This is a genomic window from Mesorhizobium sp. 10J20-29 (genome assembly GCF_054130485.1).
The window spans coordinates 829,370-854,643 of sequence record NZ_CP199156.1 but is presented as its reverse complement, the minus strand read 5'-3'; the positions used below and the strand labels follow the sequence as shown (position 1 = coordinate 854,643).

Here is a 25,274-nt window from a genome sequence, read left to right as displayed (position 1 = left end):
TCGGGGATGAACGGCCGTGCGCTCCAGACGCTGATCGCGCTTGCTCTTACGCTTCTCTGGGGCGTCGGCCTGTCGCTGCAGCACTGGCGTGGACACGCGTGGTTCCTCGACCGTGTCGAGGCGACGCTCTCCGACCTGCGCATGCTGGCGCGGGGGCCGCGCGCGGCACCTGACGCCGTCACCATCATCGCCATCGACGACGCGACGGTCGAGCTTGCCGGCGGCTATCCGCTGAAGCGTGACGTGCTAGCGCGGATCGTGGCAGCAATCGCGCAGGCAGGCCCGCGCGCGATTGCCGTCGACCTGCTGCTTGTCGATCCGGGCCCTGAACCGGGCGATGCCGCGCTTGCCGCGGCACTAGCCCAGGTGCCGAGCGTCATTGCAGCCGCCGCGGTCTACGGCGAAGAAAGCCAGTCAGTAAGCGACAAGGGGCCGCTCGGCGGCATCGCTCAGGCCGAGCGCTTCCTGATGCCGCTGAAACGGTTCGGCGACGTGGCGGCAGTCGGCGTGGTCAATGTATCGACCGACCAGAGCGGCGCGCCGCGAGCCGTGCCGATGCTGTTTCGCTCGGGAGACGATGTGCAGTCGTCGCTGCCACTGCGTGTCGCGGCGCTGGCCGGCGGGCAGGAGCCTGTGATCGAGCCGGGCGGCATCGTCGTCGGCGCTCGTCTGGTCGCCACCGATGCCGGCCAGATGCTGCCGCTTTCCTTCTACGGACCGCGCGGCACGATCCGGACGACCAGCGCCGCCGACCTGCTGCTCGGGCGGGTCGGCGATGACCTGTTCCGCAACCGGGTGGTGGCGGTGGGCGCGACGGTGACCGGCGGCGGCGACGTGTTCGCGACGCCCTTCGACCCGGTGTTGCCCGGCGTCGAGGTCATCTCGACGGCGATTTCGCACCTCGTCACCGGTGACGGGCCGGTCCGCAACCGCGCAACCAGACTGGGCGACGGGATCATCGCCACCCTGCTTGGGCTTTCGCTGGTCGGACTGATCGCCTGGCGCCGCAGTGCGGTCGGCGGCGCGGTGCTGGCTGCCGTGCTACTCCTCTGGCTAGCTGGCAACATGGCCGCCTTCACCCAGGGCATCTGGCTCAGCGCCGCGCTGCCTCTTGCCGTCGCTGTTCCGCCTGTCATGCTCTTCGGCCTTGCCCAGATATGGCTCGACCGGGGACGGGCGCAGCATTTCGCCAGACGCGCCGAACTGCTGCAGAAATTCCAGGCGCCCGCCCTGACACGGATGCTGGCGCGCGACCCCGATTTTCTGGCGAAGCCGGTCCGGCAGGACGCGGCAATCGTCTTCATCGACATTTCGGGCTTCACCGGCCTCAGCGAAACGCTCGGACCCGACACCGTGCGCGACCTGCTGAACGGTTTCTACGAGATGGTCGAGATGGAGGCGACGGCCTGCGGCGGCACGATCACCAGCTTTATGGGCGACGGTGCGATGATCGTCTTCGGCCTGCCCGGCGCGGAGCGTGGCGACGCGGCGACGGCGCTCACATGCTGCGTCAGCCTCGCTGCGGCCACCCGGCGCTGGCTGGAAGCGCTGCCCGCCGCGATCGGCTCACGGGTCGGCTTCAAGATCGGCGCGCATTTCGGGCTGGTTGTCGCCTCGCGCATGGGCGGCGAGGGCCACCACCAGCAGATGACCGCGACCGGCGATACGGTCAACGTGGCCAGCCGGCTGATGGAGGTGGCAGCGGCCAGCGGGGCGGAAGTGGCGCTGAGCGACGACCTTCTACGCGCCGCCGGTGACGCTGCCGCGGTGCGCGCCACGGGCAGTCTCGAAGGACCGACGCAGGTGCCGATCCGGGGCCGGGCCGGCGGCCTGTTCGTCTGGTACTGGCGCGCCGGCGCGGGAACCGAAGCCGGCTAGACGCCGATGCCGCGGGCCTTCAGTGCTTCCGAGATCTCGTCGAGGACCGCGGGATCGTCGATCGTCGCCGGCATCTTCCAGTCCTCGCGATCGGCGATCTTTTGCATGGTACCGCGCAGTATCTTGCCCGAGCGGGTCTTCGGCAGGCGCTTGATTGTGACGACGATCTTGAATGCGGCGACGGGGCCGATGCGCTCGCGCACAAGGGCGACGATCTCGCGCTCGATCTCGGCGACATCGCGCGAGACGCCGGAGTTCAGCACGACGAAGCCGCAGGGCGCCTGGCCCTTCAGCGCATCGGCCATGCCGATGACGGCGCACTCGGCGACGTCCGGATGCTCGGCCAGCACTTCCTCCATGCCGCCGGTCGACAGGCGGTGTCCGGCGACGTTGATGATGTCGTCGGTGCGGGCCATGATGAAGAGGTAACCGTCATCGTCGATATAGCCCGCGTCGGCGGTCTTGTAGTAGCCGGGGAACTCGTCGAGATAGGCCTGCCGGAAGCGCTGGTCGGCGTTCCACAGCGTCGGCAGGCAACCGGGCGGCAGCGGCAGCTTCAGAACCACATTTCCGAGCGTTCCCCTGTCCACCGGGTGCCCGGCATCGTCAAGAACCTGGACGTCGTAGCCCGGCATCGGCACGCAGGGCGAGCCGTACTTGACCGGCAGGATGCCGAGTCCGACCGGGTTCTGCGAGATCGGAGCGCCTGTCTCGGTCTGCCACCAGTGGTCGATGACCGGGACGCCGAGGTGGCGCTCAGCCCACTTGATGGTTTCGGGGTCGGCGCGTTCGCCGGCGAGAAACAGCGTGCGGAACTTCGACAGATCGTATTTCGGCACGAACTCGCCCCGCGGATCCTCCTTCTTGATGGCGCGGAAGGCGGTTGGCGCCGTGAACAGCGATGCCACGCCGTGCTCGGCGATGACGCGCCAGAAGGTGCCTGCGTCAGGCGTGCCGACCGGCTTGCCCTCGAACAGCACGGTGGTGCAGCCGGCGAGCAGTGGCGCATAGACGATGTAGGAGTGGCCGACGACCCAGCCGACATCGGAGGCCGCCCAGAAGACCTCGCCCGGATCGATGCCGAACTCGTTCTTCATCGACCAGTGCAGCATGACCATGTGGCCGCCATTGTCGCGCACCACGCCCTTGGGCTGGCCGGTGGTGCCGGAGGTGTAGAGGATATAGAGTGGGTCTGTTGCGGCGACCGGCACGCAGTCGATCTTGCGTCCGGCGGCTTTTGCCGCCGCGACGCCCTGCGCGTAGTCGACATCGCGGCCCGGCACGAGTTCGCAGTCGAGCTGCGGTCGTTTCAGGATGATGGTGCGCTCGACCTTGTGGCGGGCAAGATCGATGGCACCATCGAGCAGCGGCTTGTAGGCCACGGTGCGGCCGGGTTCGAGGCCGCAGGAGGCCGAGATGATGAGCTTTGGCGTCGCGTCGTCGATGCGGGTGGCGAGTTCGCGCGCGGCAAAGCCGCCGAAGACGACCGAATGGATCGCGCCGATGCGGGCACAGGCGAGCATGGCGAAGGCGGCCTCTGCCACCATTGGCATGTAGATGATGACGCGGTCGCCTTGTCCGACGCCTTGGTCGACGAGCACGGCGGCAAGTGCGGTGACTTCGGCCTGCAGTTCGGCATAGGTGAATTTCATGACCGTGCCGGTCATGGCGCTATCGTGGATCAGCGCGAGCTGATCGGCGCGGCCGTTCTCGACATGCCGGTCGACGGCGTTATGGCAGGTGTTGCAGAGCGCGCCGGGGAACCAGCGACCATAGATGCCCGCCGTTTCGTCAAAAGCCTTGTCGGCATGTTTCACCCAGTCGATGGCTTTCGCGGCTTCGGCCCAAAATCCTTCCGGATCGCGTTTCCAGCTGTCGTAGACGTCGTGATAGCGCGATGCCATGGCTTCCTCCCAGAATGCCATGCTGTTTTAAGCCCGCCCGACCATGCCGTCCATGCGACGAACGACCTGTGCGGCAGAATGCGCGACTTGCGCCCTATTGCGGGCGTCGGGATGCGTTCAGGGCGGCCAGCCTCTTGATGCGCGCGCGGTCGAGCGTGGCCTCCAGGCCGTCGCTGCCGAAGGGTGACTTGAAGTCGAAAGCGTGCGGGCCCGGCCGGTGGTCGGCGAGATGCTCAAGGCGGGCGACCGCCTCGGCCCAGTCGGGTCTGTGGGCAGCATCGACCCACCAAAGGACGTAGGGAGGCCATTCAGGCTTCATCATCCATAGGCGGCCGTGCTTCAGCGCTTCCGCATGCAGTCCGCTGTAGGAGAAGGCCATCGCGGACTCTAGGTCGGTCCAGAGCGAGATCGTCGAGGGCGACCAGCCGTCGCCGCGCTCGACATAGAAGCGCGGGTAGACCTGCGGGCCCCAGCTTGCCGGGCCGGGCTCGTCCTCGTAACCGGAACGGGCGATGTAGCCCTCGGCCGTCTCGGCAGCTGCGAAGGCGGCATCGTTGCGGTCGTGGAAGCCCTGGTTGGCGTCATCATCGGCGCTGCCTTTGAACATGCCGAAGGTGTAAAGGGCGAGGCGCCTGCCGGTCATCGTCGTTTGCCGCGGTTCATGAGCCTGTCTGCATACAGCGGCGGAGCCGGGATGAAGACGCTTGGGTGACGATCCACTTTGACAGAACGGCGCGTTGCTGGTCAAACGCGCCATGAGCAAAGTCCTCGCCTTCGTGATCATCGGCCTGATGGCCGTGCAGCTGATCAAGCCGCTCGGCCTGCCGGGCCTCAGGCAAAGGCGCGATTTCTGGAAGCTGGCGGTGGGCGCGCTGGCGGCCATCTCGCTGACGGTACTGGTCAGCCACGACTGGTAGCTCACTCGCCGTCGAGGACGAAGCCGAGCATGTGTTCGGCCCAGGCCCTGTAACCGGCCTCCGAGGCATGAAAGCCATCCGACGAGAAACCGACCTCGGGATCGGTGATGGCGAGCCGCGTGGCGGGCACCGCGCCGCGTTCGAGGCATAGAAGCTCGCCGAGCCGGTTGATGGCATCGGCGCGGATCTCGAGAATCCGGCCAAGCATGTCAGGCAGGGCCGGCACGCGCGAAAAATCGACAACCGGCGACCAGACGATGCGGGCCTCCGGCCACTTGGCCCGAAGCGCATAGAGCAGCCCGCCGAATTCGCGCTTGAAGCGCGGCAGCGTGTGAAAATTCTTGACGTCGTTGGTGCCCAGGCTGACCACGATATGGGACCAGGCATCGGGCGACAGGTTGGGCAGGACATGGTCGCGGATCTGGCCCGACGTCGCGGAATTGAAGCCGGCGGCCCGCCACTTGACGGAGCGGCCGGTGCGTTCAGCGATCAGCGCCGCAAGCTGCGCGGCGAGGCCGCTTTCAGAATGACCGACGCCGACCGAGGCCGCCGATGAATCGCCCAGGACCAGCAGCGAGAGCGCCGGTTCCTTTCCGGCTATGCGGCGGAGGACCGGCCCTTCGGCCGGGCGCATGCGCGTCGTGCGGCGACGCACGCCAAGGCCCTGCCAGACATAGACCGGGAAAGCGAGCCAGGTGAGGAAGAGACGGAGCATCGGCGAGTTATAGCGACGCAGGACCAAAGGAGAAGCCCCTGCCGGAGCGGGCCATTTTCGCGGAAGCTACCCGATCCCCATGACCATCCTGGTTGACGCTGGATGGGTCTAGGTACAGCTGCCCAGATGTTATGCTCCGATCTCCGGTCGACCAGAAGTCGCGCCGGAGGGAACACTTGGTATCAGCCGGCGCGGGATGCTTCGAAGATGCTGTCGATCGCGGAAGCCAGCGCGGCGTTGAATTCTGCGTCGCTCTGGCTGGCCGACAGGCCTTCGGTCAGCGCGCGCGAGAAGCTCGCGATCATGCCGGTGTTCTGGCGCAGCCTTTCATTGGCCTCCTCTCGCGAGTAGCCGCCGGATAGCGCCACGACGCGCAGGACGCGCGGATCGGCGATCAGCGGCGCGTAGAGGTTCGCCTTCTCGGGCAGCGTCAGCTTGAGCATGATCTGCTTGCCGGCCGGCACCTTGTCGAGGTGCCTGCGGATTTCAGCGAGGAGAATGTCCTCGGCTTTCGCCTTGTCCGGGATCGAGATCGTGACCTCGGGCTCGATGATCGGGACGAGGCCGTGCGACAGGATCTGCAGCCCGATTTGGAACTGCTGGTCAACGACCGCGGCGATGCCTTTAGGGTTCGCGGCGTCGATCACCGAGCGCATCTTGGTGCCAAAGATGCCTTTCTCGACCGCACGCTTCAGAAGAGCGTCGAGTTCGGGCATGGGCTTCATGAGCTTGACGCCGTCCACTGTATCCGCCAGCCCCTTGTCGACCTTGAGGAACGGCACAACGTGGCGGTTCTCCCAGAGATACTTTGCGGTCGGCGTGCCGTCGATGTCGCGGTCCATGGTCTGCTCGAACAGGATCGCGCCCATCACCTTGTCGCCGGTGAAGGCAGGCGACTTGATGATGCGGGTGCGCATCCTGTGAACGAGATCGAACATTTCCGCTTCACTTGACCAGGCGCTTTCGTCGACGCCATAGAGCTTGAGCGCCTTCGGCGTAGAGCCGCCGGACTGATCGAGCGCTGCAATGAAGCCGTCTTTGGTCGCGGCCTGCGCAGTCATTTCCTTGTTCATTTCATCCTCCAGCGGCGACCGTTTTCCGGGCGCTCAGTACGCAAACTCGTGCCTCGACACCCCGTTGCGGCGGCTGCCGTCGTCAGCCCGCCATCCAACCGAAGGTGCCCGTCAAGACCCGCACACGCCCCCTCGGGGTCATGCAGCTTGAAACGGCAATAGCAGAACAATCAGGCCTACGAAATCCCGGAAATCGGCAGATCGGCGTCGCTGCGGAATTCAATCGATCCAAGGCCGATTGAGTCCGGTCAAAGCGAGAGAGCGGCTGCCTGCGGCCCGACAGCGAGCGCAGGCGAAGTGGCCTCTCGCCGTCTCGGGTGTTCGATGCCCCAGCTCCGCAAAGCCTCGATCACCTCGCGGAGGCGACGGCCCTTTTCAGTCAGTCGATACTCCACACGCGGCGGTACCACGGCGAAGACTTCCCGGTGAACGATGCCATCAGCCTCGAGCTCCCGGAGTTGCTTGGTGAGGCTGCGCTGCGTGACGTTGCCGACGCGCCGAGCCAACTCGTTGAAGCGCAGCGTCTCCTCCATCAGATGGTAGATCAGCAGGCCCTTCCACTTTCCGGCTATCTGCTCGAGGGCGGCCTCGACCGGACAGCCGCCACTGCAATCGTACGTCTCGAAGCGGGGAGACCTGAGTTCGTCTTCTACAGTATCCATTTTGTACCTATAGGCCGAAATTGTGCGTACTTGCGATGTGTAGGCTACCCGTCCATATGCGCGTGTAGCTGAACAATGTCAAAGCAGCTCGTACCGAGAGAACACGACATGACGACCATACTGATCACCGGCTCCACCGACGGCATCGGCTTGGAAACAGCGAAATTGCTGGCCAAGGGCGGTCACAGCGTGTTGCTCCACGGGCGCAACAAGGCGAAACTTGACCAAGTCGCCCAAACGCTCGCTCCGATTTCGGGTGGCACGAAGGTCGAGACCTTCGTGGCTGATCTGTCGGACATGGCTGCTGTCGAGGGCCTGGCTGCAGCTGTTGCCGATCGAGCCGGTCGTCTCGATGTGCTGATCAACAACGCCGGCATTTTCAAAACGCCCGATACCAGAACTGCCGACGGGCTGGATGTTCGGTTCGCGGTCAATACGATTGCACCATACCTTCTGACCATGCGGCTTGTACCGCAGCTCGAACCCTCAGGACGGGTAGTCAACCTGTCCTCCGCGGCTCAGAATCCCGTCGATCTCGAGGCGCTCGCCGGTTGGACTCCTCTGTCCGACATGGCTGCCTATTCGCAAAGCAAACTCGCGCTGACGGCGTGGTCGATGCATTTGGCGCGGAGACTCGGCGAGACCGGCCCCGCGATCATTGCGGTCAATCCTGGTTCGCTGCTTGCCACCAGAATGGTCAAGGAGGGCTTCGGCGTTGCCGGAAGCGATATCCGGATTGGCGCCGATGTCCTCTACAGGGCAGCGCTGTCGGAGGAGTTCGCATCAGCCTCAGGCCGCTACTTTGACAATGATTCCGGCCGGTTCGATTTACCCCACCCGGACGCTCTGGACCCCGCGAAATCCGCCGGGATTGTCCGCGCCATCGAAGCGTGTCTGGCGCGGCTGTCGATAGCAGCCTGATCATCCCACATCTGCAATCACCACCCCCAAGTCAGGAGAAGCCCAATGAAAGTTGTTGGCTATAGAACACCCGGCCCGCTCGACCGCGAAGACGCACTGATCGATTTCGAGATCGACAGGCCGACGGCAACCGGACGCGACCTGCTGGTCCGCGTCCAGGCGGTCTCGGTCAATCCGGTTGACTACAAGATTCGCATGAACCGTCCGCCGGAAGGCGATGCGCCGGCGATTCTCGGCTGGGATGCGGTCGGCGAAGTGGTCGAGACCGGCGACGAGGCGACGATGTTCAAGCCGGGCGACAACGTCTGGTATGCCGGCGCCATCGACCGATCCGGCACCAATGCGGAATACCACCTGGTCGACGAACGCATCGTCGGCAACAAGCCAGAATCGGCAACCAATGCAGAAGCTGCGGCGCTGCCGCTGACGACGCTGACGGCTTACGAAATGCTGTTTGACCGCCTGCGGGTGAATGACCCGGTGCCGGGCGCAGCGAAGGCTGTGCTTATCATCGGCGGTTCGGGAGGGGTCGGGTCGATCGCGATCCAGCTTCTGCGGGCGCTGACCGATCTCACTGTCATTGCGACGGCTTCACGCGGCAAAACGAAGGACTGGGTAAGCGAACTCGGCGCGCATCATGTGATCGACCACAGCAAGCCGCTCCCGCCGCAAATCGAGGCGCTCGGGCTCGGCCAACCGGGCTACGTGTTTTCGACCAACCGCACGGACCTCTACATCGGCCAGGTCGCGGAACTGATAGCGCCGCAGGGACGGTTCGGGTTGATCGACGACCCCGACACACTGGATGTCTCGCCCTTCAAGAGGAAGTCTGTCTCCACGCATTGGGAATTGATGTACACGCGCTCGCTGTTCCAGACACCCGACATGGGCAAGCAGGGCGAAATCCTGAACGAGGTCGCGGCTCTACTCGACGCGGGCAAGATCCGGTCGACCGCAACAGACGTGCTCGGCGCCATAACGGCTACCAACCTCAAGCGCGCTCACGCCCAACTCGAGACGGGTACGGCCCACGGAAAGCTGGTGCTCGAAGGATTCTAAAGCCGACAAGCGATCGCCAGACCTGTCATCTGCGCTAGCTCCCGGACAGGACGGCGACGCCGGGAAGCTCCTTGCCTTCCATCCATTCGAGGAAGGCGCCGCCGGCCGTAGAGACGTAAGTGAAGTCATCGGCGACGGCGGCATGGTTGAGCGCGGCCACCGTGTCGCCGCCGCCGGCGACGGAGACGAGCGTGCCGGCGCGCGTGGCCTTGGCGGCGTGCCTTGCGACGGCCACGGTCGCCTTGTCGAACGGCTCGATCTCGAAGGCGCCAAGCGGACCGTTCCAAACCAGGGTGGCCGCGCGGTCGACCCATTCGTTGACAGCGTCGACGGTCTTCGGTCCGACATCGAGCACCATCGCGTCAGCGGGGATGGCGCCGATGTCGACGGTCTCGTTGGCGGCGCCTGCCTTGAACTCTCGGGCGACCACACCGTCGACCGGCAGGACGATGGCGCAGCCTGCGGTGGCCGCCTCGATCATGATCTGCCGCGCCGTCTGGGCGAGGTCGTGCTCGCAGAGCGATTTGCCGACATCGGTGCCGCGCGCGGCGAGGAAGGTGTTGGCCATGCCGCCGCCGATGACCAGGGCGTCGACCTTCTGGACGAGGTTCATCAGGAGATCGAGCTTGCTCGATATCTTGGCGCCGCCGACGATGGCAACGACCGGTCGGGTCGGGTTGCCGAGGCCCTTTTCCAGCGCGTCGAGTTCGGCCTGCATGGTGCGCCCCGCATAGGCGGGAAGCAGGCGGGCGAGGCCCTCGGTCGAGGCGTGGGCGCGGTGGGCGGCGGAAAAGGCGTCGTTGACATAGAGGTCGCCACTGGCGGCCAGCCGCTTGGCGAATTCAGGGTCGTTCTTCTCTTCCTCCTTATGGAAGCGGGTATTTTCCATCAGCGCGATGTCGCCGGGCATCATCGCGAAGACGGCACCTTGCGCCGCCTCGCCGACGCAATCGCCGATGAAGGCAACCGGGCGGCCGATGACGTCGCTTGTCGCGCGGGCAACAGGCTCGAGCGACATGGATGGGTCGGGGCCATCCTTCGGGCGTCCGAAATGCGCCAGAAGGATCACCTTTGCGCCCTTGTCGGAAAGCTCCAGGATCGTCGGGGCGACGCGCTCGATGCGGGTAGCGTCGGTGACCTTGCCGTCAGCCATCGGCACGTTGAGATCGACACGCACAAGCACGCGCTTGCCCTTGACGTCGCCGATATCGTCGAGCGTCCTGAAACCGGCCATGATGGTCATTCCCTTCGTTCAAAAAATCCGCCGGACATTATCGCGAAGCGGCCCGGATGCAAGCCACCGAGGCGCTAGTTGCCCCGGCTGTTGTAGGTATCCTGGTCATCGATGCGCTCGGATGTCGGTTCCACATCTTCGCCACGGCGGCGCCGGCGCCAGCCCGCGACAAGCTGGCGTATGCGGTCGGCGAACTCGGTCGGGCTGAGGAAGGGAGGGATGCTGGTGAGCTGCGGGGTGGGCTCGAAGGAAAGGCCAACACTGACGATCCTGCCGCTGTCGTCGACGTCCCGCACGATGAGTTCGATCGGGCCGATGGTGACGCGGTCTGCATATTCGGCCCGACCGCCGAGGCGTTGCAGGATCAGCTGGCCGATGTTCAGCTTCAGCTCGGGATCCGTGAGGCCGGGGCTGTAGTTGTCCTCCAGTTCGCTGGCCATATGCGTGGGATCGAGCGCGAAGGCGCCGAAGAAATCGGCGTCGTCGGGGCTGACTTCTGTCGGGCTGGCGAACAGGCGGTCGAGCAGGCGCGGATAGCGGTCGGGCACGAAGATGTAGACATGGTCGCCGGCGACCAAACGCCCCGCATCCTGGTACTTCATCGATCGGCCTTCGCGGACAACGAGCGACGGACGCGCCCAGCGCGGGATGCGCTCGCCGCGCGCCACCGGACTGCCGGCTACGACCGTGTAGGCGAGGAGTTCGTGATGCGCCGAGCCCGGCAATTCAAGCTCGACTTTCTCGAGCGGACCGATGCGCGGCGGAACAATCAGGCCGAGCCGCCTGGCCAGCGGACCGATGGTCCAGCCCTGAACGATGAGCGACACCAGCACGATGATGAAGGCCATGTTGAACATGGTACGGCCATGCTCCAGATCGGCCAGCAGCGGCGTGATGGCAAGCAGGATGGAGACGGCGCCGCGCAGGCCGACCCACGAGATGAAGGCGGTCTCCTGGCGCGGGAAACGGAAGGGGATCAGGCAGAACCAAACCGCGATGGGCCGGGCTATGAAGATCAGGAACAGGCCGAGGCCGACTGACACCGGCAGGATGGGAAGGAACTGTGAAGGCGTCGCGAAGAGGCCGAGCACCAGGAACATGATGATCTGCGCAAGCCATGAAACACCGTCCTGGAAACGCTTCAGCAGGGCCTCGCCGCGGATGGAGGAATTGCCGGCGACAAGTCCTGCAAGGTAGACAGCGAGGAAGCCCGAGCCACCGATGGCGCCGCCAAAGGCGAAAACCAGAAGCGACAGTGTCAGGACGAAAATCGGCAGCAGACCGTGTTCAAGGTTCAGCTTGTCGACCAGCCGGCTGATGGCGAGGCCGCCGAGGATGCCGACGATGGCGCCGATGCCCATATTGGCGATGAAGCCAAGGATCAGGTCGGTGATCAGCACTTCCGCGACAGGGTCCTGGCCGAGCGCGATGATCTCGACAAAAGTTATGGTCAGGAAGATGGCGATCGGGTCGTTGGAGCCGGACTCGATTTCAAGCGTCGAGCGAACGCGGTCGCGCAGCCGGACATTGCCGACGCGCAGCAGGAAGAACACGGCAGCGGCGTCGGTCGACGCGACGGCAGCACCAAGAAGAAGCGACTCAAGCCAGTTGAAGTCGGTCAGGTAGAAGGCCGCAACGCCGAACAGGCCGGTGGTCAGGCCGACGCCGATGGTGGCCAGCGAGAGCGCGGGCAGGGCGGCTTGGCGCAACGCCGAGAGTGGCGTGCCGAAACCGGAATCGAAAAGGATGGCTGCGAGCGCCAGCGACCCTATGAAATAGGCGACGCCTGCATTGTCGAACTGAATGCCGAGACCATCGGCCCCGGCGGCCAATCCGAGGGCGAGAAAGAGCAGCAGCAACGGCGCGCCGAAACGGAAGGCGACAAGACTCGAGAACGCGGCGGCGAGCACCAGCCCGGTACCGACCAACGTTACGAGATAGACCGTATAATACATGCGGCCCTTGCCCCTCCAATTGCCATTTCTGCGTTGTCGTTACAGTGCGGCGAAGACAAGGCGTCGCGCAACCAGACAGGGCGATTTTGTGCCGCGCCGACGAAGATTCAGCACGAACGAAAACGCCCGGCCGAAGCCGGGCGTTTCAGAACCGATGTCGGACCGGTCAGGCGATGGTCTTGCCGAAGGCGACGGTGGTGTCGGCCATGCGGTTGGAGAAGCCCCATTCGTTGTCGTACCAGGACAGAACCGAGACGAAATTGCCGTCCATCACCTTGGTCTGGTCGAGCGCCATGGTGGACGAGGCCGGATCATGGTTGAAGTCGATCGAGACATTCGGGTGGTGGGTGACGGCCAGCACGCCCTTCAGCTTGCCCTTCGAGGCGGCAATCACCGCGTTGTTGATTTCCTCGACGGTGGTCGAACGCTTGGCGATGAACTTCAGGTCGACGACCGAGACGTTCGGGGTCGGCACGCGGATCGAGATGCCGTCGAGCTTGCCCTTAAGTTCCGGCAGCACCAGGCCGATGGCCTTGGCAGCACCTGTCGAGGTCGGGATCTGCGACAGGGCGGCGGCGCGGGCGCGGTAAAGATCCTTGTGCATGGTATCCAGCGTCGGCTGGTCGCCCGTGTAGGAATGGATCGTCGTCATCATGCCCTTTTCGATGCCGACTGTCTCGTGCAGCACCGCAGCAAGCGGGGCGAGGCAGTTGGTGGTGCAGGACGCGTTCGAAATGACGATGTGGTCCTTGGTCAGCTGGTCGTGATTGATGCCGTAGACGACGGTCAGGTCGGCGCCGTCGGACGGTGCTGAGACGATGACGCGCTTGGCGCCGGCGTCGAGATGGGCGGCGGCCTTGTCGCGTGCTGTGAAGATGCCGGTGCATTCGAGCGCAATGTCGATGCCGAGCTCCTTCCACGGCAGCTGCGATGGATCCTTGATTGCGGTGACCTTGAACTTTTCCTTGCCGATGGCGATGGAGTCGCCGTCGACGGTCACTTCATGCGGGAAGCGGCCATGCACGCTGTCGTAGCGCAGAAGGTGGGCGTTGGTCTCGACCGGGCCGAGATCGTTGACGGCAACGATGTCGATGTCGGTGCGGCCGGATTCGTAGATGGCGCGGACGATGTTGCGGCCGATGCGGCCGAATCCGTTGATGGCAACTCTTACGGTCATGGTGATCTCCCTGGGGGACGCGGGCTGGAGGGCTCGCAGCTTCATAGCGGCGCCGACCGAAATAATCCAGCCGGGAACGCCGTTGGCCTAAATCGATTAGGTCCTTGCCTAGCTAGCAGTCTGTGGACCGCAGCGACGCCGGCTTCACTTCTTGTGAAGCCGTGCCTCGGCCGCCTTGACGGTCGCCTCGGCGGTAATGCCGAAATGCGGGTAGAGCTGTTCGATCGGGGCGCTGGCACCAAAGCCATGCATGCCGATGAAGATTCCGTCGGCGCCGATGAAGCGGTCCCAGCCCATGCGGATGGCCGCCTCGATGGCGATCTTGACTGGGGCGTCGCCCAGGATTCTTGCCTTGTACTCGTCGCTCTGCTCCTCGAAGAGTTCGAAGGCGGGAACGGAAACGACGCGGGTCGGATGGCCGTGCTCCTGCAGCGCGGTGCGCGCGGCAAGGGCGATCTCTACTTCGGAGCCCGTGGCAAAGATCGTCACGGCAGCCTTGCCGTCTGCGGCGGCGAGTTCGTAGGCACCCTTGGCGCAGAGGTTCTCCGCGACGTATTCGGTGCGCACGGCCGGAAGGTTCTGGCGGGTCAGCGCGATGGTCGACGGCGTCTTGGTCCTCTCCAGTGCAATCTGCCAGCATTCGGCGGCTTCCATCGCGTCGGCCGGGCGGAAGACGATGTGGTTGGGAATGGCGCGCAGCGCGGCAAGATGCTCGACCGGCTGGTGGGTCGGGCCGTCTTCGCCGAGGCCTATGGAATCATGGGTCATGACGAAGATCGACCGGATGCCCATCAGCGAGGCGAGCCGCATTGCCGGGCGGGCGTAATCCGAGAAGCACAGGAAGGTGCCGGAATAGGGGATGACGCCGCCATGCACGGCCATGCCGTTCATGGCTGCGGCCATGCCGTGTTCGCGGATGCCGTAGTGGACATAGCGTTCGCCGTAGTGGCCGGGAGCGATCGGCTTGGTCTGGCTGGTCTTGGTGTTGTTGGAGCCGGTTAGGTCGGCCGAGCCGCCGATGGTCTCCGGCACCGCGCCGTTGATGACCTCTAGCGCCATTTCGCTCGACTTGCGGGTGGCGACCTTGGGCTTGTCGGCGGCGAGCTGCTTCTTGTAGTCGGCGATGACGCTGTCGAAGTTCTTCGGCAGGTCGCCGCGCATCCGGCGCTCGAACTCGCTGCGAATGCCGGTCTCGGCTGCGGCGAGGCGCTTTTCCCAGTCGGTGCGCTTGGACACCGAGGCCTTGCCACTGGCGCGCCAGGCTTCAAGGACATCGGCGGGCACGACGAAGGGCTCGGAATCCCAGCCGAAGAATTGTCTCGCACCGGCAATCTCGTCGGCACCCAGCGGCGAGCCATGTGCCTTGTTGGTGCCGGCCTTGGTCGGGGCGCCGAACCCGATGGTGGTCTTGCAGGCGATCATGGTCGGCTTGTCGGAATGGCGCGCCGCCTCGATGGCGTAGGCGATCGCCTCGGGGTCCATGCCGTCGATGTGGCTGGCGTTCCATCCGGAAGCCTGGAAGCGGGCGACCTGGTCGGTGGAATCGGCAAGCGAGATGTTGCCGTCGATGGAAATGTCGTTGTTGTCCCACAAGACGATCAGCTTGTTGAGCTTGAGATGTCCGGCAAGCGCAATGGCCTCCTGCGAGATGCCTTCCATCAGGCAGCCGTCGCCGGCCAGCACATAGGTATAGTGATCGACCAGCGCGTCGCCGAAGGAGGCGTTCAGGATGCGTTCGGCAAGCGCCATGCCGACAGCATTGGCGACGCCCTGGCCGAGCGGGCCAGTGGTCGTCTCGATGCCGGCGGCGTGCCCGTATTCCGGGTGGCCGGCGGTCTTCGAGCCAAGCATGCGGAAGTTCTTGATCTCGTCGATGGTGATGTCTTCGTAGCCGCTGAGATACATCAGCGAATAGAGCAGCATCGAGCCGTGGCCGGCCGACAGCACGAAACGGTCGCGGTCGGGCCAGTGCGGATTCTTCGGATCGTGCTTGAGAAAGCGGGTGTAGAGGACCGTCGCTATGTCGGCTGCGCCCATCGGCAGGCCGGGGTGGCCGGAGTTTGCCTTCTGAACCGCGTCCATGGAGAGGAAACGGATTGCGTTGGCCATCCGGTCATGCTGCTTGCGATCGGTCATGAAAATTACCGCCAATTCAGGTTTTCGGGACAAGTAGACTGCGTCGGAAACGGGCTTCAAATAGCAGGCGGCAGGCTGCTGTCAATGAATCCGGACCGCCAAAGTAGCCGTAGCGACATTGATTCTGCCTGCCAGCGTTCGGAATGCGGGGGACAGCGTCAAGAGCTTTATTGACGCCAAATTCACACGGTGCCTAATGTTTCGCTTATAAGGCGTTCTGAACGCGAACGATTCGGTGATGGGCGGGAGCAAAACGGGTGCCATGACCGGGGATGCAACATTAAAGGAAGTCATTGCCCGGCTGGGCAAGGCTATCGATGTGCTCGAGCATGCCGCCACTGTCCGGCTGGAGCGCGAGCAGGATTATTCGGAAGCAGACGCGGAAGTCCAGCGCCTGAACGCCGACCGGGCGCGGCTGGCGCAGGAACTCGACGGCGCCGAGGCGCGCAGCGAACGTCTCGAGGACGCCAACAAGGAAGTGTCGCGACGGCTGGTGACAGCGATGGAAACCATCCGCGCCGTGCTGGACAGGTAGTGAAATGGCCCAGGTAACAGTCACCATCGACGGCAAGGCCTATCGCATGGCCTGTGACGAAGGCCAGGAAGAGCACCTCATGGAGCTGGCGCTGCGCTTCGACCGCTACGTCTCGCACCTGAAGGAATCCTTCGGCGAGATCGGTGACCAGCGACTGACCGTGATGGCCGGCATCATGGTGATGGACGAACTCTCCGAACTTCAAAAGCGGATGATGGGCATGGAAAGCGAGGTGGCGACGCTGCGCAAGACGCGCGATGACGCGCTCACCAAGGCCGACAAGAACGACGCCGCGCTGACCGGCGCGCTGGGCGGACTCGCGCAGCGGATGGAAGCTCTTGCCGAGAAGCTGGCGGTAAAGGCGGGCTAGAAGCGGAGTCCGCACGAGGCAGCGTCGATCGGGCCGAAGCGACGGTGCCGGGCGCCCAAGGCTGCTGCGCTGTTTGAGCCCAGGCAACGGCAATCAGCAAGGGAGCACATCTGATCGCATTGCGAATTCATTGCATCGGCTGGAATTTCGATCTTCCTGTGGTAGTCATCGACCCGACCAAATCGCTGGTTCGTCTCGGGATCGGCATTCGCCAGAACAGTTGCCAGAACCAGAGTTGAGCATGATCTCGGTCGTCATCCCGGCGCTGAACGCGGCCCACACGATTGGTGCGACGCTCGAGAGCCTGGTGCCGGACAGAGATTTGATCGGCGAAATTATCCTGGTCGACGATGCGTCGGTTGATGGCACTGCGAACATCGCCTTGGCGGCGGCGCGAAGGCTGGGCCTGCCGCTGGAGGCGATGCTTGTCGATGTCGCAAGCCCGGGCGCTGCCCGGAATGCGGGGCTGGCCAAGGTCAAGGGCGACCACGTATTCTATCTCGATGCCGACGACCAGTTGATCGACCGCGGGTTGACCCTGCTGCATCAAGCCCTGCAACGGAATTCAGGCGCGGAACTGGCGATCGGTGCCTCGATCCACCGCAGCAGCCGGGGGGACAAGATCAAGCTACCCGGCGACTACTCGTCCGACCGCCTGGTCAATGCGCAGCGCTATCTGGAGAACAAGTTGCGCTCCATCACGATGGGAAGCGCGCTGGTTTCCGCGGCAGCTACCGCCTCCGTACGGTTTCCGGAGCGGACCATGCTTGACGAGGATACGTGCTACTGGGCGGCACTGCTGACCAAGGTCTCGGTGGTGACGATCGACGCACCGCTTCTGGCCTACAATATCGACGAGGACCGCATGGCGCGGCGCTTCGTAACCGAACCGCGCAAGGTATTGCTTGGCCTTTCGCGCGAACTTGACAGGCTGGCGTGCCACAACATCGATCTCCAGGTGCTGCAGCGGCGCAAGGCGTGGCTCGCCCTGCGGATCGCGCGGCAGTTGATGCTCCGGGGGCGCTACGGCGAGGCGGCCGGAATGATGCGTGTGGCGCGGACGCGGGGAGGCCTGGGTCACCGCCTAAAGGTCATGCAGTACATGTCGCGTATCAGGGCGGGGTTGAGATCAGGCGACGCCGCAAATCCGGCCCCACGCGCAGCGACATCGCCCCGGACGCTTGTCCTCACCGTCGATCCCGCGAACCCGCCCGTGTCGGGAGCGGATTTGAGGAACTTTCAGAATGCCGTGGCAGCTGCCGAACTTGGTCAAGTCAGGCTCGTATCGGTGCACCCCTTGGGCGGGGCGGCTCCCGTTTCCCGGGTGGAGACGCATTCCCTCAGCGTTTCGGGAGAGCAGCGAGGCCGGCCGGTGGCTCGGCGCACCGCCGACATCGAGGTTCGCCTCTCGCGGCGGCTTCTCGAACGCCTGCTCGACCAGGTTAGGGATTTTCGCCCGGATACCGTACTGGTGGAGGGAATTCCGCTCTTTCCGTTGCTCCGCCATATCCGTCCGCTGGTGCCGAAGGTCATTCTCGACATGCACAATATTGAGTCCGACCTCGCGGCGCAGATTGCAGCAGGACGAGGGCGCGGCCTGTTTGGCGTCTTGCGGCGCAGCGAAGCGGAAAGCATCGGCGCGCTCGAAGCCGCGGCCTTGAAGATGGTTGACCGCGTCTGGATCTGTTCCGAGGACGACCGCCAACGGCTGCTTTCGCTGGTCGACGTGAACATTCCTGTCGACATCGTTCCAAACGGGATTCCGAGGTCCTCGGCAATTCCGGCTAGCCTCGATGCCCTCCCGGGGCACGGCCAGGGCTTCCCGGTGATGGTCTTTGTCGGACACTTGTCCTATCCGCCGAATGTCGAGGCGTCCGGCAGGCTGGCATCGACCATCCTGCCACGCGTCAGGCAGTCGTTCCCGACCGCTCGGCTAATTCTTGCCGGTCGCTCTCCGGCCGCATCAGTGGAGGCACTTGCTCAGCCCGACCTGGTGGATGTCATCGCTGACCCAGCAGATCTGTCGGACATCTTCCGGCGGGGCCATCTGAGCGTCATTCCGCTTTCGTGCGGCGGCGGGACGCGTATCAAGATTCTGGAGGCGATGGCCTGGGGACTGCCAGTGGTCGCCACTCCGCTTGCGGCGGAAGGTCATGGTTTGGTCGAGGGCATCGAGATCGTTGCGGCTCAGTCGGACGAAGAGGTTGCGCAGGCGATCATCGACTTGTGCTCAAAACCGGAAGTGTTGGAGCGGCAGCGGCAGGCAGCGCGGGAGAGGGTGATGGAGAGTTTTGGTCCGGAGACGATCCGCCAGGCTGTCCGGGATGGGCTAGGCCTCGCCGAAGCAGACAAGGATTGAGATGATGATCCCGCCCATCCTGCATCAGACCTGGAAGACCGACGAGATTCCCGACAAGTTCAGGCGATGGTCGGACAGCTGGCTGGAACACAATCCGGGCTGGAGGCGCATGTTCTGGACCGACCGGACGCTGCTGGCGTTTGTCGGCAAGCACTATCCCGATTTCCTGCAGACCTTCTGCAGCTATCCGGCCGGCATCGAACGCGCGGACGCTGCCCGCTACCTGCTGCTGCACCACTTCGGCGGGGTCTATGCAGATCTCGACTGCGAGTGCGTGGCTCCCTTCGCCCAGATCATGGACGAGGAGAGGGTCGTGCTTTGCCATGAACCGGCTGCGCACCTGCCCATGCACATTCCGTATCGCGGCATGACGCACCTGCTGTTCAACGGAACGATGGCCAGCCCTGCCGGCCATCCGTTCTGGTTGCATCTGGCATCTTATCTGCCGGGGCTCGCCGGATCGAAGGATGTGCTGGATGCGACGGGCCCCTGCGTTCTGACTTCGGCGCAGATCAGCTATCTCGACCAGTCAGCGCTGGCGATCCATCCGCCGGCGCTCTTCGCGCCGCTCGACAACAAGGGGCTGAACGCATCGGGTTCGACCGACGTGGGGGGAGAGTCGCTCTCCGTTCACCATTGGGCAGGGACATGGCTGGAAAGTGCATCCCACCCGAGACTCCTGAACAAGCTGAAGCGCCTGTTCTACCGCGCGACCTACCTGGCGACCCGGGGAGCGCAACTCAGCCTCGAGGAGGCCAGAGCTGGCGTCGACCCTGAAGTGCTCGGACGGGTGCCGCCGGAGGGTGGAAACATTGCCGTTCTGGTGCCGCTGCGTGACGCGAGCGAGCACATCGGACCGTTTCTCGACCTGCTGCAGGGCCAGGACTATCCCTGCGAGCGCATAAAGCTGGTCTTCTGCGAGGGAGACAGCTCCGACGGGAGCTGGGAAAAGCTGCAGTCTGCGGTCGAGCCGCTGAGGCATCGGTTCCGCGATATCGTGCTGCTCCAGAAGTGTGTCGGGACGCGCGTGGACCGCAAGGGCCGCCACAAGCGCGGCCTGCAGCGCGTCCGGCGCACGGGTCTCGCTAAGGTCCGGAATCACATCATCGAGAACGGGCTGGATGACAGCGATGACTGGGCGCTTTGGATCGACATCGACGTCTGGCGGTTCCCGGACGATGTCATCGAGACGCTGATCGGAACGGGTCGGCGGATCGTGGTGCCCAACTGTGTGCTGTATCCCAACGGTGGCAGCTTCGATCACAACAGTTTTGTCAGTGTGCCGGCACCACGCGATCACCGCTATTACCGCGACATGCGCGCCGGGCTGCACCAGCCGTCGGCCCACTACCAAGGCCGGCGCGTACTGAGCGACGTGCGTCACCTGGATCGCATCGACCTCGACGGCGTTGGCGGCACCATGCTGCTGGTGGATGCGGCACTTCACCGGGGCGGCCTGGTGTTCCCCGAAGAGCCCTACAAGGACCTGGTCGAGACCGAAGGTTTCGGCGTGCTGGCAAAGGACCTCGGCGTCAGGCCGCTTGGTTTGCCGCGGGTCGAGATCCTGCACGTTCCGTGGTGAAGCCTGCGCTCCAAGCGAAAACCGCGCCGGGATGAACCGGCGCGGTTGAACTTTCTAGGAGATGCCTTGGCTGGCGTCAGGCTGCCGGCTGCGCGTCGATGGTGCGCAGCGCTTGTGCCTGCCGCTTGGCGGCGGCCTTGACGGCGTCCTGAACCTTCTCGAAGGCGCGCACCTCGATCTGGCGCACGCGCTCGCGGCTGATGTCGAACTCGCCCGACAATTCCTCAAGCGTCATCGGGTCGTCGGACAGGCGGCGCGCCTCAAAGATGCGGCGCTCGCGCTCGTTGAGCACGTCGAGCGCGCCCGACAGCATGCCGCGCCGGTTTTCCAGCTCGTCCTGCTCGATCAGCATGGTCTCGGCACTGTCGTGATCGTCGACCAGCCAGTCTTGCCATTCGCCGGACTCGCCCTCGGACGCACGGATCGGCGCGTTGAGCGAGGCGTCGCCCGACAGGCGGCGGTTCATCGAGACGACTTCCGCCTCGCTGACGTTCAGCCTGGTGGCGATCTCGGCGATCTGGTCCGGCTTCAGGTCGCCGTCGTCCAGCGCCTGGATCTTGCCCTTGACCTTGCGGAGATTGAAGAACAGCCGCTTCTGGTTGGCGGTCGTGCCCATCTTCACAAGGCTCCACGAGCGCAGGATATACTCCTGGATCGAGGCCTTGATCCACCACATCGCATAGGTAGCCAGACGGAAACCGCGCTCCGGCTCGAATTTCTTGACGGCCTGCATAAGGCCGACATTGCCCTCGGAAATCACTTCGCCGATCGGCAGTCCGTAGCCGCGATAGCCCATGGCGATCTTGGCGACGAGCCGAAGGTGGCTGGTGACGAGCTTGTGGGCCGCGCCTGTATCCTCATGCTCCTGGTACCGCTTGGCGAGCATGTACTCTTCCTGCGGCTGAAGCATCGGGAAACGGCGGATTTCTTCCAGGTAGCGGCTGAGGCCGCCTTCGCCTGAAACAATACTGGGTAGTGACTGGGCCATAACAGCGCCCTCCTCTCTCAACATTGCCCCCAAATTGTGGCGGGCATCCGTTCCGGCCGCTGAAACGCGCTTCCGGAACAACCGATATATATAGGAACAAAACGGGAAAAGACAGGGTTTTGTTCAATATCGAACAGTGTGTCACGCCAAAGTGAACAACAACAGTCAACTTATCTGAATCTCAGATCAAAGTTTGCGAAAGGCCACGACAAGCGCCTGCATGTCCGCCGGCATATCCGCCTCAAAACGCATGATCTCACCCGTGACCGGATGGGCAAAGGCAAGAAGTTTCGCGTGCAGGGCCTGGCGCGGAAAATCCTTCGTCATCGTTTTCAACGGTTCGGGGAGGCGATTAGCCTTGGTGCGGAAGGCCATGCCGTAGTCCTGGTCACCGACGACCGGATGATGGATGTGCGCCATGTGAACGCGGATCTGGTGCGTTCGTCCGGTTTCCAGCCGGCATTCGACAAGCGAGACGGTGGCGGTATTGTCCGGCTTCGGCTCGAAGTGCTCGAGCACGGTGTAGCGGGTGACCGCATGGCGGGCGTCGTTGCGGCCCTCCGGCACCACGGCGCGCCTGACCCGGTCGGCGGCACGACCGAGCGGTGCGTCGATGGTTCCCGACTTTTTGGGTGGTGCGCCCCAGACGAGCGCGACATAGGCGCGCTCGAGCTCGCCGGACAGTCCATGATCGGCAAAGGCACGCGACAGGGCGTGGTGCGCGCGGTCGGTCTTTGCCGCCACCATGACGCCGCTGGTGTCCTTGTCGAGACGGTGGACGATACCCGGCCGCTTGACGCCGCCGATGCCCGACAGGCTGTCGCCGCAATGGTGGATCAGTGCGTTGACCAGCGTGCCCGACCAGTTGCCGGCGCCTGGATGGACGACCAGTCCAGGCGGCTTGTTGATGACGATGAGTTCGGCGTCCTCGTAGAGAATGTCGAGCGGAATGTCCTCGCCCTCGGGTTCGGGCGGTTCGGCTTCGGGCAGGGCGACCTGGACGCTGTCGCCTGGCGCCAGTTTGCGCTTGGTCTCGGTGACGGGGACGCCGCCGATCGAAACTGCACCCTGGCGGATCAGCGCCTGGATGCGACTGCGCGAGTAGTCGCCGCCGAGTTCGCGCGTCAGCCACTGGTCGAGGCGCAGCCCGACGGCATCGGCTCCGGCCTCGAAGACTATCAATCCGTCGTCGGCTTCGCTATCAGGATCGCGCATCGGGCAGGACAACCGGAATGGACATGACAAAGCCGAAATTCGACGACGAAGAGGAAAAGCCGCTCGACCCCGCGGTCGAGAAGGTGCGCAGGAAGCTGGTTCGTTTCGTCGGCATCAATCTTGCCCTGCTGTTTCTCGCCCTTATGGCGGTGGTGGGAGCGGTTGTCTACAAATCGCGGTCTCTGGAGCCAGCGAGCGTCGCCGGCGGCGACATTCCTTCGCCCGAGGGAATGGTGGAAGCAGAGATCGCGCTGCCGGCCGGCGCCAGGATCGTCTCGCAATCGCTGTCGGGAAACCGGGTCGCCATCGACGCCGCGCTTGCTGGCGGCAGCCGCGCGATCTTCGTCTACGATTTCGCCGAACGGCGCATGATCGGCCGGCTGGCCATCAGCCAGCCATGACGAAGGCGCAGAAGTCGGACGCAGGCGCCCCGCGACGGCTGGCCACGGTTGCGCTGCTGGTTTCCGACTATGACGAGGCAATCGCCTGGTATTGCGACCGGATCGGCTTTGCCCCTGTCGAGGACGTCGATCTTGGCAGTGGCAAACGCTGGGTGACGCTTGAACCAGGCGAGGGCGGAGCGCGGCTGCTGCTTGCGAAGGCCGAAGGCGAGCGACAGGCAGCGCGCATTGGCGACCAGGCCGGCGGACGTGTGGCGTTGTTCCTGGAGACCGATGATTTTTCCCGCGATCACACAGCCATGCTCGCCAAGGGGGTGACCTTCAAAGAGGAACCGCGCCGTGAGGCCTATGGCACGGTGGCGGTGTTCAGCGACCTCTACGGCAATCTGTGGGACCTGATCGAGCCGAAGCGGCGCACCTGAGCCGCACTTGATCGACGCCCTGATCGCGCCTTGAGGCAAAGCCGGCTATGCACATTGTGCGGATGGCCCGGCCGCGCCGGGTAGCTGCGTCGCCAGCCCGGCGACGGCACAATTCCTCGAAAAGCGATGTTGCATTTGTACGCCCGCCAGCCTATATCGCCACTTCTTGCCGGCGCGCCCATCGTCTAGCGGTCAGGACACCGCCCTCTCACGGCGGGAACAGGGGTTCGATTCCCCTTGGGCGTACCAATCAATCCTTTGAAATCGTTGGATGTTGCCATTGGACGGTGTCGCGCCGTCCCTGCGAAGCAATTTACTTCCGGACGGATGTGTCCGCATCGCGGCTTCCCATCAAGGGCGGATATGCGGTCGCTGCTGCGGTACAGGCTTCATTCCGGCGGCAGGTTGGCCTTACCTAAGGCCGTCAAGCCTTCAGCAGCAGATGCTCACGTTCCCAGGCCGTCACGACAGTGTCGAACGCGTCGAGTTCCCGGTCTTTCACGCGCAGGAAGATCTTCATGAAGTCCTCCCCCAGCAAGTCCCGCACGGGTTCGCAGGCGGCGAGGCGCTCCAGACCATGCAGCATCGACCGTGGCAAGGTGCTCGGCGCCAGATAGACGTTGCCAAGTGCTTCGGGTGAACGTTCCAGACGCTCTTCGACGCCGAGATAGCCGCACAGCAGCGTGGCGGCGATGGCCAGATAGGGGTTGGCGTCGGCGCCGGGCAGCCGGTTCTCGACGCGTCGTGCATCGCGCCCGGCGTTCGGCACGCGCAGGCCGCAGGAGCGATTGTCGTGCGACCATTCGACATTGGCGGGTGCGCTGTGATTGGGCCGAATTCGCCGGTAGGAATTCACACTCGGGGCAAACAGAGGCAGCGCTTCGGGCACGTATTTCTGCAGGCCGCCCATGAAGTGGCGGAACATCGGCGTATCGATGCCGTCGGCGTCAGCAAACAGATTGTCCCCCGCCGCGTCGGTCAGCGACACATGCAGATGCATCGCGCTTCCCGGCTGAGCGTCGGTGGGCTTGGCCATGAAGGTGGCATGCATGCCTTGCGTCAGTGCCGCATCGCGAGCGATGCGCTTGAACATTACGACCTGGTCGGCGAGCTTGAGCGGATCACCGTGCAGAAGATTGACCTCGATCTGCGCGGAGCCGGTTTCGTGGCTAAGCGTATCGACGTCAACGCCGGCAATCGCGCAATGCTCAAAGATGCGGCGCGTCACGGGCCCAAACGCCGCAAGCGCCTCCATGTCGTAAGGATTCTGCGAGCGCTCCTGCCGGCCGGCCGCAGACGTCGGCGCGACGAGAGGGTCGCGAGGATCGGGATTGGGCGCTGTCAGGTAGAATTCGAGCTCCGGCGCGACGACTGCCCGCCAGCCCTTTTCGGCATAGAGCGACAGAACCGATTTCAGAAGTGTCCGGGGCAGGGCGCTCCACAAGCGGTCAGCCGGATAGCACGCATCGGCGATCACCAGGGCTCGGCGCGGCTGGCTGCCCGGAGACAGGCACAGCGAGTCGAGGTCCAGCACGATCTGCATGTCCGGATCGCCAAACGCAAATGCCTGGTCGAGCGAACCTGAGTAGCGACCGTCGGCGCAGACCAGCAGGACGCTGGTCGGCATGTAGAGCGGCGCGCCGTCGATCGCCTTCAGGAACTTGTCGACGGGCAGGACCTTGCCGCGCAGGTACCCGTTCATGTCGGGGACGAGGCACTCCACCTCGCGGATGCCGTGTTGCGCCAGCCAGCCGGCAGCGTCATTCATGAT

22 protein-coding genes and 1 tRNA gene are annotated in these 25,274 nt (G+C 64.3%); 11 read left to right on the top strand and 12 right to left on the bottom strand.

The window, feature by feature from the left end; genetic code table 11:
* The first annotated feature begins 6 nt into the window (after positions 1–6).
* A complete protein-coding gene (locus tag ACT2BZ_RS04145; RefSeq protein ID WP_457939494.1) occupies positions 7–1,878 on the top strand; it encodes a CHASE2 domain-containing protein in 1,872 nt (623 codons plus the stop codon).
* Here ACT2BZ_RS04145 and ACT2BZ_RS04140 read toward each other — a convergent pair.
* Positions 1,875–3,782 (bottom strand): propionyl-CoA synthetase, encoded by a 1,908-nt coding sequence (locus ACT2BZ_RS04140; protein ID WP_457939492.1) that lies wholly within the window; start codon positions 3,780–3,782, stop codon positions 1,875–1,877. The genes ACT2BZ_RS04145 and ACT2BZ_RS04140 overlap by 4 nt on opposite strands.
* A gap of 94 nt (positions 3,783–3,876) precedes the next feature.
* Positions 3,877–4,425 (bottom strand): DUF3291 domain-containing protein, encoded by a 549-nt coding sequence (locus tag ACT2BZ_RS04135; protein WP_457939490.1) that lies wholly within the window; start codon positions 4,423–4,425, stop codon positions 3,877–3,879.
* 112 nt (positions 4,426–4,537) lie between these two features.
* On the opposite strand from ACT2BZ_RS04135, the gene ACT2BZ_RS04130 reads away from it, so the two are divergent.
* The gene (locus tag ACT2BZ_RS04130) at positions 4,538–4,699 is read left to right on the top strand and encodes a hypothetical protein (protein ID WP_457939489.1); all 162 of its coding nucleotides are present in this window, start codon (positions 4,538–4,540) and stop codon (positions 4,697–4,699) included.
* 1 nt (position 4,700) lies between these two features.
* Here the strand turns inward: ACT2BZ_RS04130 and ACT2BZ_RS04125 are convergent, their stop codons facing one another.
* From ACT2BZ_RS04125 to ACT2BZ_RS04115, 3 genes are all read right to left on the bottom strand, one after another.
* Positions 4,701–5,414 carry an SGNH/GDSL hydrolase family protein gene (locus ACT2BZ_RS04125; protein ID WP_457939488.1) on the bottom strand — a complete coding sequence of 238 codons (714 nt, stop codon included), beginning with the start codon at positions 5,412–5,414 and terminating at the stop codon, positions 4,701–4,703.
* Positions 5,415–5,596: 182 nt separating this feature from the next.
* The gene (locus tag ACT2BZ_RS04120; RefSeq protein WP_457939486.1) at positions 5,597–6,487 is read right to left on the bottom strand and encodes a fructose bisphosphate aldolase; all 891 of its coding nucleotides are present in this window, start codon (positions 6,485–6,487) and stop codon (positions 5,597–5,599) included.
* A 248-nt stretch (positions 6,488–6,735) separates the two neighbouring features.
* A complete protein-coding gene (locus ACT2BZ_RS04115; RefSeq protein ID WP_457939484.1) occupies positions 6,736–7,149 on the bottom strand; it encodes a winged helix-turn-helix transcriptional regulator in 414 nt (137 codons plus the stop codon).
* A gap of 108 nt (positions 7,150–7,257) precedes the next feature.
* On the opposite strand from ACT2BZ_RS04115, the gene ACT2BZ_RS04110 reads away from it, so the two are divergent.
* Together ACT2BZ_RS04110 and ACT2BZ_RS04105 are read left to right on the top strand one after the other, a co-directional pair.
* On the top strand, positions 7,258–8,070 hold the full coding sequence (locus ACT2BZ_RS04110; RefSeq protein WP_457939482.1) for an SDR family NAD(P)-dependent oxidoreductase: 813 nt from the start codon (positions 7,258–7,260) through the stop codon (positions 8,068–8,070).
* Between the two features lie 45 nt (positions 8,071–8,115).
* Positions 8,116–9,129 carry a zinc-binding alcohol dehydrogenase family protein gene (locus tag ACT2BZ_RS04105; protein WP_457939480.1) on the top strand — a complete coding sequence of 338 codons (1,014 nt, stop codon included), beginning with the start codon at positions 8,116–8,118 and terminating at the stop codon, positions 9,127–9,129.
* Between the two features lie 34 nt (positions 9,130–9,163).
* On the opposite strand, the gene ACT2BZ_RS04100 is transcribed toward ACT2BZ_RS04105, so the two are convergent.
* The 4 genes from ACT2BZ_RS04100 to tkt form a co-directional block, all read right to left on the bottom strand.
* Entirely contained in the window at positions 9,164–10,363 is a 1,200-nt protein-coding gene (locus tag ACT2BZ_RS04100) for a phosphoglycerate kinase (protein ID WP_457939478.1), read from the bottom strand.
* Between the two features lie 74 nt (positions 10,364–10,437).
* Positions 10,438–12,318, bottom strand: a complete 1,881-nt coding sequence (locus ACT2BZ_RS04095) for a potassium/proton antiporter (RefSeq protein ID WP_457939476.1) — start codon at positions 12,316–12,318, stop codon at positions 10,438–10,440.
* A 166-nt stretch (positions 12,319–12,484) separates the two neighbouring features.
* Complete coding sequence (gap, locus tag ACT2BZ_RS04090) at positions 12,485–13,495, bottom strand: type I glyceraldehyde-3-phosphate dehydrogenase (RefSeq protein WP_457939474.1); 1,011 nt, start codon at positions 13,493–13,495, stop codon at positions 12,485–12,487.
* Positions 13,496–13,639: 144 nt separating this feature from the next.
* A complete protein-coding gene (tkt, locus tag ACT2BZ_RS04085) occupies positions 13,640–15,631 on the bottom strand; it encodes a transketolase (RefSeq protein WP_457939473.1) in 1,992 nt (663 codons plus the stop codon).
* A gap of 262 nt (positions 15,632–15,893) precedes the next feature.
* On the opposite strand from tkt, the gene ACT2BZ_RS04080 reads away from it, so the two are divergent.
* The 4 genes from ACT2BZ_RS04080 (at position 15,894) to ACT2BZ_RS04065 (ending at position 20,477) form a co-directional block, all read left to right on the top strand.
* Positions 15,894–16,166, top strand: a complete 273-nt coding sequence (locus tag ACT2BZ_RS04080; RefSeq protein WP_457939472.1) for a DUF4164 domain-containing protein — start codon at positions 15,894–15,896, stop codon at positions 16,164–16,166.
* Positions 16,167–16,170: 4 nt separating this feature from the next.
* Positions 16,171–16,536: a cell division protein ZapA gene (locus ACT2BZ_RS04075; RefSeq protein WP_457939471.1), complete on the top strand. Its 366-nt coding sequence runs from the start codon at positions 16,171–16,173 to the stop codon at positions 16,534–16,536.
* Positions 16,537–16,777: 241 nt separating this feature from the next.
* Positions 16,778–18,895, top strand: a complete 2,118-nt coding sequence (locus ACT2BZ_RS04070) for a glycosyltransferase (RefSeq protein ID WP_457939470.1) — start codon at positions 16,778–16,780, stop codon at positions 18,893–18,895.
* A gap of 1 nt (position 18,896) precedes the next feature.
* On the top strand, positions 18,897–20,477 hold the full coding sequence (locus tag ACT2BZ_RS04065) for a glycosyltransferase (protein WP_457939469.1): 1,581 nt from the start codon (positions 18,897–18,899) through the stop codon (positions 20,475–20,477).
* A 76-nt stretch (positions 20,478–20,553) separates the two neighbouring features.
* On the opposite strand, the gene rpoH is transcribed toward ACT2BZ_RS04065, so the two are convergent.
* Complete coding sequence (rpoH, locus tag ACT2BZ_RS04060) at positions 20,554–21,465, bottom strand: RNA polymerase sigma factor RpoH (protein ID WP_457939468.1); 912 nt, start codon at positions 21,463–21,465, stop codon at positions 20,554–20,556.
* 186 nt (positions 21,466–21,651) lie between these two features.
* Positions 21,652–22,680, bottom strand: coding sequence for an RluA family pseudouridine synthase (locus tag ACT2BZ_RS04055; protein WP_457939467.1), 1,029 nt, complete (start codon positions 22,678–22,680; stop codon positions 21,652–21,654).
* Between the two features lie 23 nt (positions 22,681–22,703).
* On the opposite strand from ACT2BZ_RS04055, the gene ACT2BZ_RS04050 reads away from it, so the two are divergent.
* The 3 genes from ACT2BZ_RS04050 to ACT2BZ_RS04040 all read left to right on the top strand — a co-directional run bounded on the left by ACT2BZ_RS04050 (position 22,704) and on the right by ACT2BZ_RS04040 (position 23,752).
* Entirely contained in the window at positions 22,704–23,081 is a 378-nt protein-coding gene (locus ACT2BZ_RS04050; RefSeq protein ID WP_457941215.1) for a fimbrial protein, read from the top strand.
* The gene (locus tag ACT2BZ_RS04045) at positions 23,078–23,503 is read left to right on the top strand and encodes a VOC family protein (protein ID WP_457939465.1); all 426 of its coding nucleotides are present in this window, start codon (positions 23,078–23,080) and stop codon (positions 23,501–23,503) included. The genes ACT2BZ_RS04050 and ACT2BZ_RS04045 overlap by 4 nt, the downstream gene beginning before the upstream one ends.
* A gap of 174 nt (positions 23,504–23,677) precedes the next feature.
* Positions 23,678–23,752, top strand: a tRNA-Glu gene (locus ACT2BZ_RS04040).
* Between the two features lie 175 nt (positions 23,753–23,927).
* Here ACT2BZ_RS04040 and ACT2BZ_RS04035 read toward each other — a convergent pair.
* Positions 23,928–25,271, bottom strand: coding sequence for a glutamine synthetase family protein (locus ACT2BZ_RS04035; protein ID WP_457939463.1), 1,344 nt, complete (start codon positions 25,269–25,271; stop codon positions 23,928–23,930).
* Positions 25,272–25,274 lie beyond the last annotated feature (3 nt).

Bases quoted from the DNA above. Each gene is read 5' to 3' on its own strand.
- ACT2BZ_RS04070 (WP_457939470.1), top strand. From the start codon at position 16,778: ATGATCTCGGTCGTCATCCCGGCGCTGAACGCGGCCCACACGATTGGT.
- ACT2BZ_RS04080 (WP_457939472.1), top strand. From the start codon at position 15,894: ATGACCGGGGATGCAACATTAAAGGAAGTCATTGCCCGGCTGGGCAAG.
- rpoH (WP_457939468.1), bottom strand. From the start codon at position 21,465: ATGGCCCAGTCACTACCCAGTATTGTTTCAGGCGAAGGCGGCCTCAGC.
- ACT2BZ_RS04105 (WP_457939480.1), top strand. From the start codon at position 8,116: ATGAAAGTTGTTGGCTATAGAACACCCGGCCCGCTCGACCGCGAAGAC.
- ACT2BZ_RS04135 (WP_457939490.1), bottom strand. From the start codon at position 4,425: ATGACCGGCAGGCGCCTCGCCCTTTACACCTTCGGCATGTTCAAAGGC.
- ACT2BZ_RS04045 (WP_457939465.1), top strand. From the start codon at position 23,078: ATGACGAAGGCGCAGAAGTCGGACGCAGGCGCCCCGCGACGGCTGGCC.
- ACT2BZ_RS04065 (WP_457939469.1), top strand. From the start codon at position 18,897: ATGATGATCCCGCCCATCCTGCATCAGACCTGGAAGACCGACGAGATT.
- tkt (WP_457939473.1), bottom strand. From the start codon at position 15,631: ATGACCGATCGCAAGCAGCATGACCGGATGGCCAACGCAATCCGTTTC.
- ACT2BZ_RS04075 (WP_457939471.1), top strand. From the start codon at position 16,171: ATGGCCCAGGTAACAGTCACCATCGACGGCAAGGCCTATCGCATGGCC.
- ACT2BZ_RS04110 (WP_457939482.1), top strand. From the start codon at position 7,258: ATGACGACCATACTGATCACCGGCTCCACCGACGGCATCGGCTTGGAA.
- ACT2BZ_RS04130 (WP_457939489.1), top strand. From the start codon at position 4,538: ATGAGCAAAGTCCTCGCCTTCGTGATCATCGGCCTGATGGCCGTGCAG.
- ACT2BZ_RS04115 (WP_457939484.1), bottom strand. From the start codon at position 7,149: ATGGATACTGTAGAAGACGAACTCAGGTCTCCCCGCTTCGAGACGTAC.
- ACT2BZ_RS04055 (WP_457939467.1), bottom strand. From the start codon at position 22,680: ATGCGCGATCCTGATAGCGAAGCCGACGACGGATTGATAGTCTTCGAG.
- ACT2BZ_RS04100 (WP_457939478.1), bottom strand. From the start codon at position 10,363: ATGGCCGGTTTCAGGACGCTCGACGATATCGGCGACGTCAAGGGCAAG.
- ACT2BZ_RS04095 (WP_457939476.1), bottom strand. From the start codon at position 12,318: ATGTATTATACGGTCTATCTCGTAACGTTGGTCGGTACCGGGCTGGTG.
- gap (WP_457939474.1), bottom strand. From the start codon at position 13,495: ATGACCGTAAGAGTTGCCATCAACGGATTCGGCCGCATCGGCCGCAAC.
- ACT2BZ_RS04120 (WP_457939486.1), bottom strand. From the start codon at position 6,487: ATGAACAAGGAAATGACTGCGCAGGCCGCGACCAAAGACGGCTTCATT.
- ACT2BZ_RS04035 (WP_457939463.1), bottom strand. From the start codon at position 25,271: ATGAATGACGCTGCCGGCTGGCTGGCGCAACACGGCATCCGCGAGGTG.
- ACT2BZ_RS04140 (WP_457939492.1), bottom strand. From the start codon at position 3,782: ATGGCATCGCGCTATCACGACGTCTACGACAGCTGGAAACGCGATCCG.
- ACT2BZ_RS04125 (WP_457939488.1), bottom strand. From the start codon at position 5,414: ATGCTCCGTCTCTTCCTCACCTGGCTCGCTTTCCCGGTCTATGTCTGG.
- ACT2BZ_RS04050 (WP_457941215.1), top strand. From the start codon at position 22,704: ATGACAAAGCCGAAATTCGACGACGAAGAGGAAAAGCCGCTCGACCCC.
- ACT2BZ_RS04145 (WP_457939494.1), top strand. From the start codon at position 7: ATGAACGGCCGTGCGCTCCAGACGCTGATCGCGCTTGCTCTTACGCTT.